The 16039-nt window shown below is 62.5% G+C and carries 17 protein-coding genes; 12 read left to right on the top strand and 5 right to left on the bottom strand.

Features of this window, described 5'->3' with window-relative positions; genetic code table 11:
* Window positions 1–16 precede the first annotated feature (16 nt).
* The 3 genes from CKO11_RS08920 to CKO11_RS08910 all read right to left on the bottom strand — a co-directional run bounded on the left by CKO11_RS08920 (window position 17) and on the right by CKO11_RS08910 (window position 3574).
* Entirely contained in the window at window positions 17–1759 is a 1743-nt protein-coding gene (locus CKO11_RS08920) for a polysaccharide biosynthesis protein (RefSeq protein WP_223636762.1), read from the bottom strand.
* Between the two features lie 316 nt (window positions 1760–2075).
* Window positions 2076–2687 carry a sugar transferase gene (locus CKO11_RS08915; protein ID WP_223636759.1) on the bottom strand — a complete coding sequence of 204 codons (612 nt, stop codon included), beginning with the start codon at window positions 2685–2687 and terminating at the stop codon, window positions 2076–2078.
* Window positions 2684–3574, bottom strand: a complete 891-nt coding sequence (locus CKO11_RS08910) for an NAD-dependent epimerase/dehydratase family protein (protein ID WP_223636755.1) — start codon at window positions 3572–3574, stop codon at window positions 2684–2686. The genes CKO11_RS08915 and CKO11_RS08910 overlap by 4 nt, the downstream gene beginning before the upstream one ends.
* A gap of 179 nt (window positions 3575–3753) precedes the next feature.
* Here CKO11_RS08910 and CKO11_RS08905 point away from each other — a divergent pair, with 179 nt between their 5' ends.
* From CKO11_RS08905 to CKO11_RS08850, 12 genes are all read left to right on the top strand, one after another.
* Window positions 3754–4620, top strand: a complete 867-nt coding sequence (locus CKO11_RS08905; RefSeq protein WP_223636752.1) for a branched-chain amino acid aminotransferase — start codon at window positions 3754–3756, stop codon at window positions 4618–4620.
* 84 nt (window positions 4621–4704) lie between these two features.
* Window positions 4705–5160, top strand: coding sequence for a universal stress protein (locus CKO11_RS08900; protein ID WP_223636749.1), 456 nt, complete (start codon window positions 4705–4707; stop codon window positions 5158–5160).
* A gap of 86 nt (window positions 5161–5246) precedes the next feature.
* Complete coding sequence (locus CKO11_RS08895) at window positions 5247–5813, top strand: NifU family protein (RefSeq protein ID WP_223636746.1); 567 nt, start codon at window positions 5247–5249, stop codon at window positions 5811–5813.
* Window positions 5803–6414 carry a tRNA (adenosine(37)-N6)-threonylcarbamoyltransferase complex dimerization subunit type 1 TsaB gene (gene tsaB, locus CKO11_RS08890; protein ID WP_223636743.1) on the top strand — a complete coding sequence of 204 codons (612 nt, stop codon included), beginning with the start codon at window positions 5803–5805 and terminating at the stop codon, window positions 6412–6414. The genes CKO11_RS08895 and tsaB overlap by 11 nt, the downstream gene beginning before the upstream one ends.
* Window positions 6414–6824: a ribosomal protein S18-alanine N-acetyltransferase gene (rimI, locus tag CKO11_RS08885; protein WP_223636740.1), complete on the top strand. Its 411-nt coding sequence runs from the start codon at window positions 6414–6416 to the stop codon at window positions 6822–6824. Before tsaB ends, rimI begins: the two co-directional genes overlap by 1 nt.
* 154 nt (window positions 6825–6978) lie before the next feature.
* Window positions 6979–7968: a BMP family protein gene (locus CKO11_RS08880; protein WP_223636709.1), complete on the top strand. Its 990-nt coding sequence runs from the start codon at window positions 6979–6981 to the stop codon at window positions 7966–7968.
* Window positions 7968–9572 (top strand): ABC transporter ATP-binding protein, encoded by a 1605-nt coding sequence (locus CKO11_RS08875; RefSeq protein ID WP_411742003.1) that lies wholly within the window; start codon window positions 7968–7970, stop codon window positions 9570–9572. Before CKO11_RS08880 ends, CKO11_RS08875 begins: the two co-directional genes overlap by 1 nt.
* Window positions 9569–10657 carry an ABC transporter permease gene (locus tag CKO11_RS08870; RefSeq protein ID WP_223636706.1) on the top strand — a complete coding sequence of 363 codons (1089 nt, stop codon included), beginning with the start codon at window positions 9569–9571 and terminating at the stop codon, window positions 10655–10657. Before CKO11_RS08875 ends, CKO11_RS08870 begins: the two co-directional genes overlap by 4 nt.
* Window positions 10657–11625, top strand: coding sequence for an ABC transporter permease (locus CKO11_RS08865; protein WP_223636703.1), 969 nt, complete (start codon window positions 10657–10659; stop codon window positions 11623–11625). Before CKO11_RS08870 ends, CKO11_RS08865 begins: the two co-directional genes overlap by 1 nt.
* The gene (locus CKO11_RS08860; RefSeq protein ID WP_223636700.1) at window positions 11609–12409 is read left to right on the top strand and encodes a purine-nucleoside phosphorylase; all 801 of its coding nucleotides are present in this window, start codon (window positions 11609–11611) and stop codon (window positions 12407–12409) included. Before CKO11_RS08865 ends, CKO11_RS08860 begins: the two co-directional genes overlap by 17 nt.
* Window positions 12410–12481: 72 nt before the next feature.
* Complete coding sequence (locus tag CKO11_RS08855) at window positions 12482–13402, top strand: sulfite exporter TauE/SafE family protein (RefSeq protein ID WP_223636682.1); 921 nt, start codon at window positions 12482–12484, stop codon at window positions 13400–13402.
* A complete protein-coding gene (locus CKO11_RS08850) occupies window positions 13399–14151 on the top strand; it encodes a TIGR02186 family protein (RefSeq protein ID WP_223636679.1) in 753 nt (250 codons plus the stop codon). The genes CKO11_RS08855 and CKO11_RS08850 overlap by 4 nt, the downstream gene beginning before the upstream one ends.
* Here CKO11_RS08850 and CKO11_RS08845 read toward each other — a convergent pair.
* Window positions 14148–14384 carry an Lrp/AsnC ligand binding domain-containing protein gene (locus tag CKO11_RS08845; RefSeq protein WP_223636676.1) on the bottom strand — a complete coding sequence of 79 codons (237 nt, stop codon included), beginning with the start codon at window positions 14382–14384 and terminating at the stop codon, window positions 14148–14150. The genes CKO11_RS08850 and CKO11_RS08845 overlap by 4 nt on opposite strands.
* Window positions 14385–14438: 54 nt before the next feature.
* A complete protein-coding gene (locus CKO11_RS08840; RefSeq protein ID WP_223636673.1) occupies window positions 14439–15980 on the bottom strand; it encodes an ATP-dependent RecD-like DNA helicase in 1542 nt (513 codons plus the stop codon).
* Window positions 15981–16039 lie beyond the last annotated feature (59 nt).

Here is a 16039-nt window from a genome sequence, read left to right as displayed (position 1 = left end):
AAGGCCCGGCTTCGCCTTATTCCGCCGGAAGGTCGCGGTTCCGGTTGCGCCGCGTCCGCACCACCTGACATTGCAGCGCCTCGACCGGCAGACTTTGCGGGGCATATTCCGGCACGGCCCAAGCCACGGCTGCGATCACATCCGCCTCGACACCTTGCTCGATCGCCTCGCGCAAATCGCGCAGCGCGGCGGCAGTTTCAAGTTCCGACAGATGATCTTCGCGCACAGAAATAATCTTTGGATGCGTGGTGGTGGTCGCGCCTTTGCGCACCATCAGTTCTTCATGCAGCTTTTCGCCCGGACGCAAGCCGGTGGTGACAATCTCAATCTCGCCCTCTGGGTTCGCCGCCGAACGGACGCTGTAGCCCGCTGCGGCAATCAGCTTGCGCGCCAGATCACCGATCCGCACCGGTTTGCCCATATCCAGCACAAACACCTCTCCGCCCTCGGCCAAAGACCCGGCCAAAAGCACCAGACGCGAGGCCTCCTGAATCGTCATGAAATAGCGTGTCACCCGTTCATCGGTCAGCGTGACCGGGCCGCCACGGCTGATCTGCTCTTGAAAGAGCGGCACGACCGAGCCCGAAGACCCCAGCACATTGCCAAAGCGTACGATCGAAAACACGGTTTTTTGCGGCCGGGCGGCAAGGTCTTGCACCACCAGTTCGGCAAAGCGCTTGGACGCCCCCATCAGGTTGCCGGGTCGCACGGCCTTATCCGACGACACCAGAACAAAACGCTGCACACCGGCATCGCGCGCCGCGCGCGCCAGAACCGCCGTGCCCAGCGTGTTATTGGCCAAACCCACGCGCGCATTCACCTCGACCAGCGGCACATGTTTGTAAGCCGCCGCATGCAACACGATATCGATCTTTTGCTCGTTCAAAACCTGCGCAACATGGACGGCATCCGTCACCGATCCCAGAACCGGCACGATTTCCACGCCTAAGGGCTCTGCCAAAACACGCATTTCGGCATCGGCCTTATAAAGCGCCAGCTCCGAAAGTTCGAACAGGACAAGCTTTTTCGGACGACAGGCCAAAATCTGGCGGCACAATTCCAGCCCGATCGAGCCGCCCGCGCCGGAAATCAGCACATTGCGCCCGGCATAAGCCACCGACCCGGCCGACAGCTCATCAGAGACAGGATCCCGGCTCAACAGCGCCGCCGTGCCCACCGGCTTGAGCATCTCAAGCAATTCCGATGAGCCGTGCAATTGGGTGAAGGCGGGCAGGCTTTGCACCTGCAAATTCAGCTTTTCAAGCCGTCGTGTCAGGAAGGTCTGCTTATCGCGCGACAACGAAGGCATCGCCAAGATCACCCGGTCGATCTTGTAACGCTCCATCGCGCGCGCGACCTGCGCACCCGGCAGCACCGGCAGCCCGTTCAACGTCATGCCGCGCAGCGCGGCATTGTCATCCAGAAAGGCGCAAACGACAAAGTCTTCGCTTTTTCGCAATTCATGCGCCAAAGCCATCCCGGTGCGGCCCGCCCCATAAATTGCGACGCGCTTGAAATTGCGTGAATGGCGGTAAATTTCCGTCACCAACCAGGTCAAGCCAACGCGGCTGAAAAAAAAGGCACTGAAGCACAGCAGGCCAAAGACCACATGCATGCCCGGTGGCGTCGCAAAATGGCTGATCGACGCTTGCACCGCCGACACAACGCCCAAAATCACCGCCAGAAACACCGAGCGCGCAACAGCGCCCCCCTGATAATCGCGCAGCCGCATCCGCGACAGGCCGAGCGCAAACGACAAGCCCCCGGTCACAAGCAAAAGCAAAGGCAACTGCAGAAGACTTTGCGAAAGTCCGGCCCACAGAGACCCGGTCGCGCCATTCAATAGCGCAAGGCAGCCGAGGAAGGCGCCTGCAACCAGAAGAATATCAAGGGACAGAAGGATAACGGCCTTCTGTGCCCTACTGAGAGATATGATAGATTTGACGAGCACGCCCGGCACGGCTCCGCGCTGATAATTCACGCAAACAATACTCACATGTCCCGCTTGGTCAACGGTTCACACCTTTTCACCGGCGCTAAGAGCGGTTTTTCGCCGCGAAAGTGACCTATCTGGCTCAATCTTTGCGCAGCACCCGGTGGATCGTGCGCCCGATCAACCGCAAGTCGAAACAGACCGAGGCGTGGCGGGCGTAAATCAGATCAAGTCGGGCCTTGGATGGAATACAGCGCGTGCAATAAATGCGGTCGGTCTCCTCGGGCGTGTCGCAGCGCGCCAAAAGCCATTCCTCGTGGCGGTGAAAATGGATCGAGGCAAGCCCGGTGACCCCGGGCCGGGTGCGCAGAACCTGCGCATAGACCTCGGGGAAACGCTCGACATATTCGCGCAGCGGCGGGCGCGGGCCGACAAAGCCGATATCGCCGCGCAAGATGTTCCAGATTTGCGGCACTTCATCGAGCCGCAGCCGCCGCAGCACACGCCCTGCCGGGGTGATCCGGCCCGCCTTGTCGCCGCCAGAGACGCCGCGATCTGCCTGCGCCACCGTCATCGTGCGGAACTTCCACAAGCGAAACGCCTCGGTCGGGGTTTTCATCCGCTCGCCAGCATAGAAATAGGGCCGCCCCTGCGTCAGCGCGAGCACGATCAGCACGCCAAGGCCGATCAGCGTCAGCACCGGCAGAAAGACCAGCGCGACGGTCAGATCAAAAAGACGTTTGCGCGCCCTCATGCGGTGCCCTCCAGCGCGCGCAGATCCGCCACGATCCGCGCCGCACTGGCAGGATCTTCGGGAACAAGCCCCAGCGCGATGGCCCGTGTTACATCCAGTTCCACACGTGGGATGACGCTGTCGGGGGCCGGTTCGGCCACCCAATCCGCCCCGGCGGCGCGCAACAAAGCCTCCATCGGCACGACACCGGGCAAGGCAAGGTTGAGCCGCGCGGGCAGCTTTGCCTGCTCGGCAAAAACGGAAAGCCGCACCCCCCGGGCCAGCGCCCGCACCAAGGCCTGCGGCCCGATATAGCTGCGGCGCGGCCCAATCCCATCGGACAGAATATGCAGCCGCCGCGGCACGCCCTCGGGCGCAAAACCCAAAAGCGCATCCGCCCCCGCCACATTGCCGATCCGCAACACCGTTACCCCGGGATGGTCCGCCAGTGCCGCCTCCATCGCCGCTTTCGCGCGCCCATAGTCCGACACAGGCACAGGCGGATCGTCTTCGCCAAAGGGCGCGGGGCCGGTTGGTGCGCCATAGACCGCTGCCGACGAGGCGACAAAGACCGGACGCCCCGCCGCAGCCGCCACCGCCGCCAAGGCCAGATCGGTGCCTTGCGCCCAATCCGCCGCACCGCCTGGCATCGGCGCGGCCAGCATCAGCACCGCGTCGGCGCCCTGCGCGGCGGCCTGAAACGCCTCAGGCGCGGCCAGCGGATCAAACACCACATCTGGCCCGCCAAGCCCGGCAAAATCGCTTTGCCGCCGCGCCTGCCAGATTGGCACGACCCCCGCCCCGGCCAAAGGCCAAGCGCGGCGCATCATGCTGCCCAGTCGGCCCGAACCGCCAACGATCAGCAGACGGGCCACGCCTGACCGGCGAGAAAGGGGCGAACGCGGCATAGCGGCTCCTGTCACGGTTTCAAAATACCGCTCGACCGATAGCATCCGCAGCCGCGCAGTCAAATGCCGCAATCGCCCCGGCGCGCGGCGCGCCGCGCGTTTGCACCGATACAATCGCCCCTCTGGACCTTTTCGGCGCGTGGTGCTTAGCATCCGCGCGCGACGCAAAGGAGAGGCTCATGGCATTCGGCACCAACATCCGCACCTTTTTCGAAGGCAGCTGGCACGAGGGCGACATTCCCGTTATGCGCGCCGCCGACCATGGGCTTTGGCAAGGCTCCTCGGTCTTCGACGGGGCGCGGCTGTTTGACGGGCTGGTGCCCGATCTGGAGGCCCATTGCGCGCGGGTGAATCGCTCGGCCGAGGCGCTGATGATCACCCCCACGGTGGAGGCCACCGAAATGGTTGAAATCGCGCGCGAGGGGTTGCGCGCCTATGGGCGCGACGCCGCCGTTTACATCCGCCCGATGTATTGGGCGGTTGCGGGCTCTGAACTGGGCGTGGCGCCGATGGCCAATTCCACCCGTTTCGCGCTGTGCCTTGAAGAGGTGGCGATGCCGCCCGCCGATAAAGCCACCACGCTGACCACCACGCAATTCCGCCGCCCCGTGCTGGCCGACAATGTGTGCAATGCGAAAGCGGGCTGCCTTTATCCCAACAACGCGCGGATGCTGGTCGAGGCGCAGCGTAAGGGCTTTGGCAATGCGCTGGTCTGCGATGCGATGGGCAATGTCGCCGAAACCGCCACTGCCAATGTTTTCATCATCCGCGATGGCGTTGCGATGACGCCTATTGCCAATGGGACCTTCTTATCGGGCATCACCCGGGCGCGGCATATTTCTAATATGCGCGCCGCCGGGATCGAGGTGCGCGAATGCGTGCTGCGCATCGAGGATGTGCGCGCCGCCGACGAGGTGTTCTTGTCAGGCAACTTTGCCAAGGTCACGCCGGTCACGGCCTTTGACGATGTGCGCTATGGCGACAACCCGGTGACGCAGCGCATCCGGTCGCTTTACTGGGATTGGGCGGCCTCTCAGCCGCTTTAAGCCACCCGGCCACCGGGCGCGCGAACGCCGCAGTTGCCAAAACGCGACAGGGAGGTGAACATGCCGCCAATGTCGGAGGTGCGTATGCGCAAGTTTCTCGTCGTGCTCGACCAGACCCGTGAATGCCTGAACGCCATGCGCTATGCGGCGATGCGGGCGTCCCGAACCCATGGCGGGGTCACGATCTTGTCGGTGATCCCGCCCGAAGAATTCCAGCATTGGATCGGGGTCGCCGATATCATGCGGGCCGAGGCCCGCGAAGCGATCGAGGCCCATTTCGAAGTGTTCGCGAAATGGATGCGCGACAAGCAGGGCGTGAACCCGGAGCTGGTGATCCGCGAAGGCGATCCGGTGGCCGAAATCTTGGCGCAGGTGCATGAAGATCCGCAAATCGGCGTGCTTGTGCTGGGCGCGGGCACCGAAAAGGCCGGCCCCGGCCCGCTTGTCACCCAGATGAGCCGCAATTCCGGCAGCCTGCCGATCCCGGTGACCATCGTGCCGGGCGATATGTCGAAAGAACGGCTCGAATCAATCACCTGAGCGCTGCGGCACGTATCTTTCACCGCCCAAAACTTGACGAATTTGGTCGGAAGGCGCATATCTGCCGCAAGCCAAGGAGGCATGCCATGTTCATCCAGACCGAGACCACCCCGAACCCCGCCACGCTGAAATTCTTGCCGGGCCTTGAAGTCTTGCCCGAGGGCAGCGCCGATTTCACCACAGAAGAAGCCGCACAGGTCTCGCCGCTTGCGGGGCGCATTTTCCGCGTCGCGGGCGTGAAAGGTGTGTTTTTGGGGGCCGATTTCGTCACCGTGACGAAGGACGAAGAAACCGATTGGGCCCATGCCCGCCCGGCGATCTTGGGCGCGATCATGGAACATTACCAATCTGGCCAGCCGGTGTTGATGGGGGCCGCCAGCGGCGGCCACACCGAAGGCAGTGCCGATGATGGTGAGGATGGCGCGATCATCGCCCAGATCAAGGAATTGCTCGACAGCCGTGTGCGCCCCGCCGTGGCGCAAGATGGTGGCGACATCACCTTTCACGGCTTTGAAAAAGGCGTTGTTTACCTGCATATGCAGGGGGCTTGCGCGGGCTGCCCCTCGTCGACCTATACCCTGAAAATGGGGATCGAGAACTTGCTGCGCCATTACATCCCCGAGGTGACCGAGGTGCGCGCCGTTGCGCAATGACGCCTTGATCCTGGCCTTTGACACATCGGCCGCGCATTGCGCGGCCGCTTTGCTGCAAGGCGAGACGGTGCTGGCGCATCGGGTGGAAGAGATGGCCAAGGGCCAAGCCGAACGGTTGATGCCGCTTTTGGAGGAGCTGCTGGCCGAGGCGGGCTATGGCTGGCACGACCTTGCCGGCCTTGGCGTGGGCGTCGGGCCGGGCAATTTCACCGGGGTTCGGATTTCGGTTTCTGCCGCGCGAGGACTGGCCCTGAGCCTTGGCATTCCGGCCATTGGCGTGTCCACCTTCGAGGCGGTGGCCGAGGGCGCCGCGCGCCCCGTCGCAGTGCTGTTGGATGCTCGGCGCGGCGAAGCCTATGCCCAGCGGTTTACGCAAGCCGGTGCCGATGCGCCTCGTCTGGCCCCGGCAGAGATTTTGCAAGCCGAACTGGCAGGCACACCGATCTTGGGGCCGGATCAAGCGGCCTTTGCCTTGCCCGTGGCCATGGCACGGGTGGCCGCCAGCCGTTTGGGCAGTCCACAGCCCAAACCCGCGCCGCTTTATTTGCGCGGCGCCGATGCCGCGCCCCCCTCTGACCCACCGCCCGTATTGCTGGATTGATGGACCCCTCCGCGCTTGAACGGCTTCATGCCGCATGTTTCACCACGCCGCGCCCATGGTCGGCGGCGGAATTCGCTGATCTCATCCGCTCCCGGCATTGTTTTTTGCTGTGTGCGGCACAGGGTTTCTTGTTGGGGCGGGTGATCGCGGATGAAGCCGAACTGCTGACTTTAGCGGTTGATCCGCAGTCCCGGCGTCAGGGCATCGGCGCCAAGCTTGTGAGCGATTTTTTGACCACGGCCCGTGCGCGCGGCGCCACCACAGCCTTTTTAGAAGTGGCGGCCAATAACAACGCGGCGCAAGTGCTTTATGCCCGCACCGGCTGGACAAAGGCCGGGCGCCGCAAAGGCTATTACCACGCCCCCGATGGCACGGCGGAAGATGCGCTGGTGCTTGTGCAAACGCTTTAGGCAGCCGCGCCGCGATTGCCCCACCAAGACGCGACGATAGCCAAAAACCCGCTTGACCGCCCCCGGTTTCAGCGCCCTAATCCCCGAGGTCCGCGGGCGCGCCCCGCCAATAGCGTTCCGTCGGGGAACGCGCAACAATGACCGGGAGTGATCCATGAGCATGACGAAATACCTTCTTGGCGCCACCGCCGCGCTGGCGCTGTGTGCCGGGGCCGCTGCAGCAGATCCCGCGCTGATCTTCGACCTTGGCGGCAAATTCGACAAATCCTTCAACGAAGCGGCTTTTAACGGCGCCGAACGCTGGGCCGCGGAAACCGGCGGCAGCTACAAAGAGCTGGAAATGCAATCCGAAGCCCAGCGTGAACAAGCGCTGCGCCGCTTTGCCGAAGCGGGCGCGAACCCGATCGTGATGACGGGCTTTGCCTTTGGCGATGTGCTCAACACCGTGGCCCCCGATTACCCCGACACGAAATTCGCCATCATCGACATGGTGGTGGATCAGCCCAATGTCCGCTCGGTCGTGTTCCAAGAAGAGCAAGGCTCTTACCTTGTCGGCATGATGGCGGCGATGGCGTCGAAAACCGGCGTCGTCGGTTTTGTCGGCGGCATGGATATTCCGCTGATCCGCAAGTTTGAATGCGGCTACGCACAAGGCGCGAAAGCGGCGAACCCCGATGTGAAAGTGGTCTATAACATGACCGGCACCACGCCCGCGGCCTGGAACGACCCGGTCAAAGGGTCGGAACTGACCAAGGCGCAAATTGCGCAAGGCGCCGATGTGGTCTTTTCGGCCGCAGGTTCGACCGGGCTTGGTATCCTGCAAACCGTTGCCGATGAAGACATTTTGGGTATCGGCGTCGACAGCAACCAAAACTATATGCATCCGGGCAATATGCTAACCTCAATGGTCAAGCGCGTCGATCTGTCGGTCTATGAGGCGTTCATGGAAGGGACCGATCTGGAAACCGGGGTGATCGTCTCGGGCCTGGCCGATAATGGCGTGGGCTATGCGCTTGATGAATATAACGCCGATCTGGTTACCGACGAGATGAAGGCCGCCGTCGATGAAGCCGCTGCGAAAATCGTTGCGGGCGAGATCGTCGTGCATGACTACATGACGGACAACACCTGCCCGGTGGAATGATGACCATGACAACGGATGCGGGGCGGCAGGCAACTGCCGCCCCGATGAACGCCGGGGCCGCTGCGCCCGCCATCGAATTGCGCGGCATTTCCAAGGCTTTCGGGCCGGTTCAGGCGAACAAGGATATCTCCATTCGCGTGATGCCGGGCACGATTCACGGCATCATCGGCGAAAACGGCGCGGGCAAATCGACGCTGATGTCGATCCTTTACGGCTTTTACCGCGCCGATGCGGGCGAAATTTTGATCCATGGCCGCCCGACCACCATTCCTGACAGCCAAGCCGCGATCCGCGCGGGTATTGGGATGGTGTTCCAGCATTTCAAGCTGGTGCAGAATTTCACCGTGCTCGAAAATGTCATTCTGGGCGCGGAAGATGGTGCGCTGTTGCGCCCCTCGCTAGCCAAAGCGCGCAAAACGCTCGCCCATCTGGCCGAAGAATATGAACTCGATGTTGATCCCGAAGCCGTCATCGAAGAGCTTTCGGTGGGCCACCAACAGCGGGTTGAAATCCTCAAGGCGCTCTACCGCCACGCCGATATTTTGATTTTGGATGAACCCACGGGCGTGCTGACGCCCGATGAGGCCGATCACCTGTTTCGCATCCTGCGGGGGCTGAAAGATCAAGGCAAGACGATCATTTTGATCACCCACAAGCTGCGTGAAATCATGGAGATCACCGATACCGTTTCGGTGATGCGGCGCGGCGAGATGGTGGCGACGGTGCAAACCGCCGACAGCTCGCCCGAGGCGCTGGCCGAATTGATGGTGGGGCGCAAGGTGCTGATGCATGTGCCCAAGGGCCCGGCCAATCCCGGCGCCGAAGTGCTGCGGCTGGAAAACCTGCGCGTCACCGATGACGAGGGCGTGGCCCGGCTGAAGGGCGTAAACCTGTCGATCCGCGCGGGCGAGATTTTGGGGATCGCCGGGGTGGCGGGCAATGGGCAATCGGAATTGCTCAAGGTGCTGGGCGGTTTTGGCGCGGGCAAAATCTCGGGGCAGTTGTCGCTGCAAGGGCAGCCACTCGCGCTGTCTGGGCGCGGCGCAACCGGGCAAACGCGGCGCGCGGCGGGCATTTCCCATGTGCCCGAAGACCGCCATCACCTTGGCCTGATCCTTGATTTCACTGCTTGGGAAAACATGGCTTTTGGCTATCACTCCGCGCCGGACTATCAGGCCAGCGCGCTGTTCATGGATAATGGCGCGATCATCCGCGACACCGAAGGCAAAATGGAGCGGTTCGACGTGCGCCCGCCGAACCCGCAACTGCCCGCGAAAAGCTTTTCGGGCGGCAACCAGCAAAAGATCGTTTTAGCACGCGAGATCGAGCGCAACCCGGCGCTGTTGCTGGTGGGCCAGCCCACGCGCGGTGTGGATATTGGCGCGATTGAGTTCATCCACCGCCGGATTGTGGAATTGCGCGATGCAGGGGCGGCGGTGCTGCTCGTATCGGTCGAGCTCGACGAAATCATGTCGCTTTCTGACCGGATCGCGGTGATGTTCGACGGCCAGATCATGGGCGAGCGGCTGCCTGCCGAGACGAATGAGCGCGAACTGGGCCTGTTGATGGCGGGCGTTGCGCAGGGCGAAGGGGCGGCAGAATGACAAAACTCCCCACTTGGGCGGACCTTGTTCTGGTGCCCCTCATCTCTTTGGTGCTGGCGGCGGCGATCTCGGCCATCGTGATCTTGGCGATTGGCGGTGACCCGATCGAGGCGGTGACGGTCATGGTCGATGGGGCGCTTGGCTCGCCCTATGGCTGGGGCTACACGCTTTACTACACCACCTCTTTCATCTTCACCGGGCTTGCGGTGACGGTTGCTTATCATGCCGGGCAGTTCAACATCGGCGGCGAGGGGCAGGCGCAGCTTGGGGGCTTGGGCGTAGCGCTTGTTTGCCTTGCGCTACCATGGCCGCATTGGAGCATGGCCCTGTTGGCGGCCAGCGTGGGGGCAGCGCTCTTCGGCGCGGCTTGGGCCGCCATTCCCGCATGGTTACAAGCAAAACGCGGCAGCCATATCGTGATCACCACGATCATGTTCAACTATATCGGCGCGGCGCTGATCGTTTACATGCTGGTCGAAGTGTTGCGCCCGGTGGGCCAGATGGACCCGGCCTCGGCCCGCTTCCCCGAGGGCGCGAAGCTGCCCAACTTCGGACAAATTCCGGGGTTTGATCTGATCTTTTCAAACAAGGTGCCCGCCAATGTCAGCTTCTTTGTGGCGGTGGCAGCCTGTTTCGCGGTTTGGGCACTCTTGTGGCGCACCAAGCTTGGTTATGAAATCCGCGCTTTTGGTAAATCTGAAAGTGCCGCGGTCTATGCCGGAATTTCGCCGGTGCGGGTGATCATGCTGTCGATGCTGATTTCGGGCGGTTTGGCCGGGCTTATGGCGATCAACAACGTGATGGGGGAATCCGAGCGGCTGGTGCAGAACTCTTCCGAAGGGGCAGGTTTCATTGGCATTGCCGTTGCGTTGATGGGACGCAACCATCCCTTTGGTGTCTTTCTGGCCGCGCTTTTGTTCGGGTTTCTGTATCAGGGCGGGGCCGAAATGGGGCTTTGGACCACCATTCCCATTGAGCTGCGGCTTTTGTTACAGGGGCTGGTGATCCTGTTCACCGGCGCGCTGGATACGATGGTGCGGATGATGCTTTTGCCATTCTTCCGCCTTGCCCGGAGGGCCGCGTGATGGATTACGCAACACTGATCGAGGTTCTGGGATCGACCCTGCGTCTGGGCACGCCGTTGCTTCTGGCCTGTTTGGCCGGGCTTTATTCCGAACGGGCGGGCATTTTCGACATCGGACTTGAAGGCAAGATGCTGATGGCCGCCATGGCCTCTGGCGCGGTGGCGGCGCTGACGGGCTCGGCTTGGCTGGGCCTTGGGGCGGGGATCGTGGCGTCGCTGATCTTTGCGATGATCCATGGGCTCGCCTCTATCACCTTTCGCGGCAATCAGTTGATCTCTGGCGTCGCGCTCAATTTCGTGGCGTCGGGCGCAACCGTGCTGATCGCGCAAACGCTGTTTCACCAAGGCGGGCGCACGCCGCCGCTGTCGGGCGACGCGCGGTTTCACGGCATCGCCCTGCCGGGGGTCGAGGCGCTGTCCTCCGTGCCATGGCTGGGGCCGTTTTATGCCAAGGTGATCTCGGGGCATTCGCTGCTGGTTTATCTTGCGCTGGCAGCGGTGCCGCTGACGTGGTGGCTTTTGTTCCGCACCCGTTTCGGGCTGCGGCTGCGCGCGGTGGGTGAAAACCCGGAATCGGTCGATACTGCGGGCGTTTCGGTCATTCGGCTGCGCTATACCGCGCTGGTGCTGACCGGGGTGCTGTGCGGGATTGCCGGGGCCTATATGGCCACAGCGCTGCAAGCGGGATTTGGGCGCGAAATGACCGCCGGGCGCGGCTATATCGCGCTGGCCGCGCTGATCTTTGCCAAATGGCGGCCTTGGTATGCGCTGGGGGCCACGATGCTGTTTGGCTTTTTGCAAGCCATCGCCCTGCGCCCCGATGTGATCGAGGGCACTTTGCATATGAAGATTCCGGTGCCTGCGCTGGATGCGCTGCCTTATATCCTCACCGTGATCGTGCTGGCCGGGTTCGTCGGCCGCGCCATCCCCCCCCGTGCCGGAGGCCAGCCCTATGTCAAAGAGCGCTGAACTTGCCCAATTGATCCGCGCCCGCGCGGGCGATGCGCCCCCAAAACTGGGGCTGATCCTTGGCTCGGGACTGGGCCATATTGCTGAAACGGTGGAGGGCGTGGCGATCCCCTATACCGATCTGCCGGGGTTTCCGCAGGCGGGGGTGTCGGGCCACAATCCAACACTGGCGATTGGCGATCTAGAGGGTGTGCGGGTCGCGGTATTCGGCGGGCGCGGGCATTACTATGAGCATGGCAACCCCGCCGAAATGCGGTGCGCGCTTGAAGTTTTGCGCGATCTGGGCTGCACCCAGCTTTTGCTGACGAATGCCGCCGGAAGCCTGCGCGCCGACATCCCGCCCGGCGGGCTGATGCTGCTCAATGACCATATCAACTTTGCCGGTATCAACCCGCTGATCGGCGAGCCGACCGATGCCCGTTTTGTGCCGATGACCGATGCGCATGACGCTGGCCTACGGGCACAGTTAAAAGCGGCCGCGAAGGCCGAGGGGATTGACCTGCCCGAAGGGGTTTATTGCTGGTTTTCGGGGCCCTCGTTCGAAACCCCAGCCGAAATTCGCGCCGCCAAAATCCTTGGCGCCGATGCGGTGGGCATGTCGACAGTGCCGGAAATCATTCTTGCGCGCTTTTTGGGGCTGCGGGTCGCGGCGGTTTCGATCATCACGAATATGGGCGCGGGCATGGCCGATGAACAAATCAGCCATGAACAGACCAAGGCCATGGCCCCCAAAGGCGCGGCGAAATTCGAGCAGATCCTGCGCCGGATGCTGAAAACCGGTTAACCGGGGCGAAAGCGGGTCTTGCTACCCTGCGCCATGCACGTCATGCTGCAATAGCAAAGCCGACACGTCGCCATGCAGATCTACCTCCCCATCGCCGAGATATCGGTGAACATCTTCCTTTTGCTGGGCCTAGGCGGGCTCGTGGGCCTTTTGTCGGGTCTTTTTGGCGTGGGCGGCGGATTTCTGATCACGCCGCTTTTGTTCTTTATCGGCATTCCGCCCGCCGTGGCCGTGGCAACCGGGGCCAATCAGGTTGTGGCCTCCTCGGTCAGCGGGGTTTTGGCGCAATTCAAGCGCAAGGCCGTCGATGTGCCGATGGGGCTGGTGCTGATGATCGGCGGCCTGACCGGGTCCGGCATGGGGATTTACCTCTTCAACCTGCTGACGCGGCTGGGCCAAATCGACCTTGCGGTGCAATTGTCCTATGTCGTCTTCCTTGGGTCGATCGGCGCGCTGATGTTGCAAGAATCGATCCGCGCGCTGCGCCGCACGCGCCGCGCCGATGCGCCGCGCACCAAGGCGCGCAGCCATAACTGGATTCACCGCCTGCCCTTCAAGGTGAAATTCCGCGCATCGGGGCTTTATATCTCGGTCATTCCGCCGGTTCTGGTGGGGATGGCGGTCGGCGTTCTGGCAGCCATCATGGGGGTCGGCGGCGGCTTCATCATGGTGCCCGCGATGATCTATTTGCTGGGCATGCCGACCAAGGTGGTGATCGGCACCTCGCTGTTTCAGATCCTGTTCGTTTCCGCCTTTACCACCTTGATGCATGCGATTACCAACCAGTCGGTGGATGTGATGCTGGCGCTGCTGCTGATTGTCGGCGGGGTCGTGGGCGCGCAGATCGGCTCGCAACTGGGGGCGAAGCTGAAGGCCGAGCAATTGCGCATCCTGCTGGCGCTTCTGGTTCTGGCCGTGGCGGTGAAACTGGGCCTCGATCTGCTGTTGATGCCGGGCGAGCTTTACTCCCTCACCACGGGGGTGCCCAGATGATCCGGGTGATGCTGATCTGGCTGATGCTGGCCCTGCCCGCGCAGGCCGAAAAGGTCGTGGCCGGGCTAAGCGAAGAAGATATTGGCATCACGGCGTCGTTCGATGGCTCGACCGTGCTGCTTTATGGCGCGGTGAAACGCGATGCGCCCGAACCGCCGGGGCGGCTTGGGGTGATTGTCACGCTGGAAGGGCCGATGCAGCGAGTCACCGTGCGGCGCAAATCGCGCGAATTCGGCATTTGGGTCAACACCGGCAAGGTGGTGGTGCCAGAGGCACCAAGCTATTATGCGGTGGCCAGTTCGGCACCGCTGGAACGGATCTTGCCGCCCGCGCTGGATGCGCTGGAAAACATCTCGCTGCCGCTGGCGATGCGGGCCTTTGCCGGACCCTTGGGGGAAAGCGACACCCGCCCCTATGCCGAGGCGCTGATGCGTATTCGGGAAAAGGCGGGGGTCTATCAACTCACCCGCAACCCGGTGAAACTGGTGCAAGACACCCTGTTTCGGGCCGATTTCGAGCTGCCCGCCAACCTGATCGAGGGCGATTATACCGCGCGCATCTTTTTGCTGCGTGACGGCAATCTGATCGACCGGGCAGAGCGCCCCATCCGCGTGCGCCGCGTCGGGCTGGAGCGCTTTACCTATATGATGTCGCAAGACCGGCCCGCGCTTTACGGGCTGATGTCTTTGGCGCTTGCGGTCTTTGCAGGCTGGGCCGCCTCTGCCGCGTTCCGGATGCTGAAGCGTTAAAACGCTTTAAAGGTCATCGTCGTCAGCGTGCGGCTGATGCCCGGAATATCGAAGAGCTTTTCCGACAGGTAATGGCCCACATCCACGTCTTCGGGGATATAGACCTTGGCGATCAGATCATAATCGCCCGAGGTGGAATAAAGCTCGCTCACCACCTCGCGCTCATAAATCGCATCGGCCACCTTGTAGGTCTGGCCGGGCTGGCAACGGAACTGGACGAAAACGCAACGCATCGGATGCCTCCTTGTTTGGGCCAGATTAGGCGGCACAGGCGGAAAGGAAAAGACCTAGTCGGACTGGGCTTCCAGCTTCAGCGCGGCCGCACCGGCGGGCAGATCGTCGATCCCCAATGGTGCCGAAGGACGGGCAAGCCGCGCCTTGGTCACCCACAAAAGCCGCTGTTCGGCGCGGGTGATCGCCACATAGGCCAGCCGTTTCCAAAGCGGGATGCCCGCTTCGGACCGGCCCGCGCGGAAAGCGGCATAAATATCGGGCGCAAAGACCTGCACATCGCGCCATTGGCTACCCTGCGCCTTGTGGATCGTGACCGCCGCCCCATGCAGAAAGGTTGCCCCCATCCGCGCGGCAAAGGGGATAAAGGGCTCTTCTTCATCGGGCATTTCGATCTTCACAATCGACGCCGCCGACAGACGCGGATCTTCCGCCCCGATCACATGCAGACGTGAAAAGCCGGGTTTCTTGCCGGGACCAAGATAGATCACCTGCGCGCCCTTAATCAGCCCGCGCGCCTCAAGGTCGATGCGCTTCTTGCGATGCTTCAGCGGCAATTCGATCCCGTCGCAAATCAATGGCTCGCCGGGCAACAGCGCGTCTGCGGGCGCGGAATGCGCGCCGCGAAACGCCTGAATCAGCCGGATGCGGGTTGCATTGCGCCACACCAACACCGGCGAGCGCGCCATCAGATCGCTTTCCACCCGTTCGGCCCAAACCACGCGCGGGTCCGATTTCGCAGCTTCGGCCAGCTTGCGTTCAAAAGCGTAGAAATCGAGGCTGTCATCGGCCAAAGCATGGGCCAAATCCAAGATCGGGTTGTCATCGGCTTGGCGGTGGATGCGGTGCAGCGCATGCACCTCTTTTTGCGGCAGGCGCTCAAACGACATATGCCCCGATTGATTGACGGGCGCGAGCTGCGCTGGATCGCCAAACAAAACCAGCGTGGGAAAAATTTCTTTCAGATCGTCGAACTGGCGCTCATCCAGCATGGAAGCTTCGTCGACAAAACCGATATCCAGCGGGTCTTCGCGCCGCTTCCAGCCGGAAATGAAATCCGAGCCCCGCAGCCCCGCCGCCGCCAAGGCCCCGGGGATCGAGGCATTGGTGTCGTAAAACGCCTTGGCGCGATCAAGCGCCAACTCCGACAGCCCGTCGATCTTCAGCTGCTCCAGATCGGGGCGATCTCCCTGCCCCGCCAGCCAGTCTGCAATCGCCTCGTATTCGGGGTGATAGACCGGGGTATAAAGAATGCGGTGGATCGTGGTGGCGGGCACCCCGCGTGCGCGCAGCACCGATGCCGCCTTATTGGTGGGGGCCAAAATGGCCAAAGTGCGCCGATCCTTGCGGCGCTTGCCCTCATAATCGCCCGAAACGATATCGACCCCGGCCTCGGCCAAGGCCTTGAAAAGCTGGGCCAACAACAGCGTCTTGCCAGAGCCCGCCTTGCCGATCACCGCCATAACGCGGGTTTCGCCCCCTTCGGGCATCAAGCTGCCGTCCAAGATATCAACGCCCGCGGCCTCTAGGGCAGAGGCAACGGCATCCCAAGCCTCGGCTTGGTCGTCAGAAAAGGTGAGCGTGGCGGGCAGCGTCATGGCGCGACTTTACAAGGCGCGCGCGGCGACCGAAAGGCGGGAAATCGGCGGGGGCGCCC

Origin of the sequence: Rhodobacter sp. TJ_12 (assembly GCF_020023995.1) — a bacterium.
In the GTDB taxonomy this organism is placed as follows: Bacteria; Pseudomonadota; Alphaproteobacteria; order Rhodobacterales; family Rhodobacteraceae; genus Rhodobacter.
The sequence above is the reverse complement of the archived record's forward strand: the minus strand, read 5'-3'. Positions and strand labels throughout refer to the sequence as shown.